Source organism: Candidatus Limnocylindria bacterium, from assembly GCA_036523395.1.
In the GTDB taxonomy this organism is placed as follows: domain Bacteria; phylum Chloroflexota; class Limnocylindria; order P2-11E; family P2-11E; genus CF-39.
This window is the reverse complement of the sequence record DATDEH010000019.1, coordinates 1-2170: the sequence shown is the minus strand read 5'-3', so window position 1 is coordinate 2170 and position 2170 is coordinate 1. Positions and strand designations below refer to the sequence as shown.

Annotated in this window: 4 protein-coding genes; 2 read left to right on the top strand and 2 right to left on the bottom strand. The window is 62.2% G+C overall.

Features of this window, described 5'->3' with window-relative positions; genetic code table 11:
* On the bottom strand, positions 1 to 284 hold a 284-nt coding region (locus tag VI056_02700), incomplete at its 3' end, for a GYD domain-containing protein (protein ID HEY6201930.1).
* Between the two features lie 35 nt (positions 285 to 319).
* Here VI056_02700 and VI056_02695 point away from each other — a divergent pair.
* Entirely contained in the window at positions 320 to 637 is a 318-nt protein-coding gene (locus VI056_02695; GenBank protein ID HEY6201929.1) for a DUF2203 domain-containing protein, read from the top strand.
* Positions 638 to 1650: 1013 nt separating this feature from the next.
* Here VI056_02695 and VI056_02690 read toward each other — a convergent pair.
* Positions 1651 to 1893, bottom strand: coding sequence for a ferredoxin family protein (locus VI056_02690; protein HEY6201928.1), 243 nt, complete (start codon positions 1891 to 1893; stop codon positions 1651 to 1653).
* Between the two features lie 65 nt (positions 1894 to 1958).
* On the opposite strand from VI056_02690, the gene VI056_02685 reads away from it, so the two are divergent.
* Positions 1959 to 2170 (top strand): hypothetical protein (locus VI056_02685; GenBank protein HEY6201927.1); only part of this gene is annotated, 212 nt, incomplete at its 3' end.

Sequence of the window (2170 nt, the reverse complement as noted above, 5' to 3'; positions counted from 1 at the left end):
GTGGCCAGCCCGCGGATGAACGTCTCCACCGGGATCGCGGTCAGCGTCTCGATCTGGACCGTCCCGCGAGCGCCCAGCGCGACGGAGAGGCGGGCGATCGTCTCGTTGTCCTTCGCTTCGACGATGTTCACGAAGTCGTAGCGGCCGAGCGTCGCGTACTGCGCGACCACGCGGGCCCCGAGCGCCTCGACATCCTTGTTGACTTCCTTGATGCGGCGCGGGTTCGACTGGAGCGTCTTGACCCCGGCTGCGGTGACCTTCGTGAGGAGAACGTACGTCGCCATAGCGTCCCTCCTGGGCGATACTCGGCGGAGAGCATATGCCGACGTACACCCGCAGCCAGGCCGAGGCACTGCTGCCCAAGGTCCGACCCCTCCTCGAGGATCTGCAGCGTCGCGTCGCCGCGTATCGGCGGCGCCCATCCGACCCCGTCGCGCAGGAGATGAACGCGCTCCTCAAGGACATCGCCGAGCTCGGCGTCGAGGTGAAGGATCCCGACCGCGGGCTGATCGACTTCCGCACGAAGTTCCGCGGACGCGAGGTGTATCTCTGCTGGCAGCTCGGCGAGGGGAGCCACATCAGCTACTGGCATGACCTCGAGGCGGGGTTCGCTGGAAGGAAGCTCATCGAGGACTAACGCGGTACCGCGAAATAGCTGTCGTCGTCACACAAACGTGTGACGGGCGAGGGACAGACAAGAGCACCTCTGATGTGGTCTTTACTCGTGCATGGATCCGCACGAGCTTGCGTGGGCGGCGGGATTCTTTGATGGCGAAGGGTGGACGAACCGTTCTGGGCGCGGAGTCCAAGCGCGGATCAACCAAGCCGATCCCGACGGAATGCCCGCAGTGCTCCTAAAGTTTCGTCGGATCGTCTGCGTTGGACGCCTCAAGGGTCCACGACGCGAGGAAGGGAAGCAGGACCTCTATTGGTGGGAAGTCAGCTCCCGCCCCGACGTTGCACGTGTCGCTGACGCCATAGGGCCGTGGCTCTGTCCCGCGAAGCGTGCCGAATTCGAGCGGACTCTTGGCCGGTCGTTGCCAGCCGTCACCTGGCCGGCGTCGCCCAGTGAAGAGCTTGCCTGGGCCGGCGGCTTCTTCGATGGCGAAGGGAGCACCTACTTAGAGAAACACCGGACACATGCAGGCCACTTGGTTCCGCGCCTCTATGTTCCCCAGTCGGCCGATGTCGGCGTTGCTCCAGAACTCGTCCGCCTGAAATCCGCGCTCGCGGATCTTGGCGCAATCTCAGGAGTCCGCCCACGTAAGGGCAACTGGAAGCCGTACCGACGTTGGCGAGTCTGCACCGTAACGGGCGTTCAAATAGCCCTTCACCTTTTGTGGCCGTTCATCGGCCCGGTCAAGCGAGCGCAGGCGCAGCGTGTTCTGAGGGTCATTCACGCCCAGCCGGACCTCCCGCGGGGTAATCCAGCCTTCGGGGTCGCCGGTTCACGTTACTGCCTGCGCGGCCACGACAAGTGGAACGCGCGCGTCCGACCGTTCAACGGTCGGGGAAAGAATGACGAGGATCCCAACCTACATCTTCGGCAGTGCCTGGAGTGCGTCCGAATCGACGCGCGTGCGCGTCGCAAGTCAACTATGAGAAATCGGCAGCGTATGCGCCGCCGATCTCGTGTCACCTAGCAAGTTACTACTTGTTGAAGTAGTTCTTGTTCATCTCGATGTAGTTCTTCCACTTGTCGGGGACCGCGTCCTCAGGAAAGATCGCACTCACAGGGCAAACGGATTCACAAGCACCGCAGTCGATGCATTCATCCGGATGGATGAAGTACATGTTGTCCGCATCGGTCGTATAGATGCAGTCAACAGGACACACATCGACGCAGCTTGCGTCCTTCAGATTCACGCACGGCTCGGTGATCACGTACGCCATCTCGAGTCCGTTCCTCCACAGCAGCGCTCGCTTGGGCAATGCGAAATGTATCATCGCCAACGCCTATGAGCGAAATCGCTGAGTTCCCACTTCCCTCTGACGCCACCGACGAAGAGCGCGCGACCGCGAAGCGCGAGATCAGCAAGTACACCAAGATCGTCAGCGAAACTCCGAAGGTCATCCGTTTCGAAGGCGAGCTCATCGGCCAGACCGGCCCGGTCTGGCACTTCCAATACACGCGTATGTACAAGCTGCCCAAGGGCTATCTCGCCGCGGC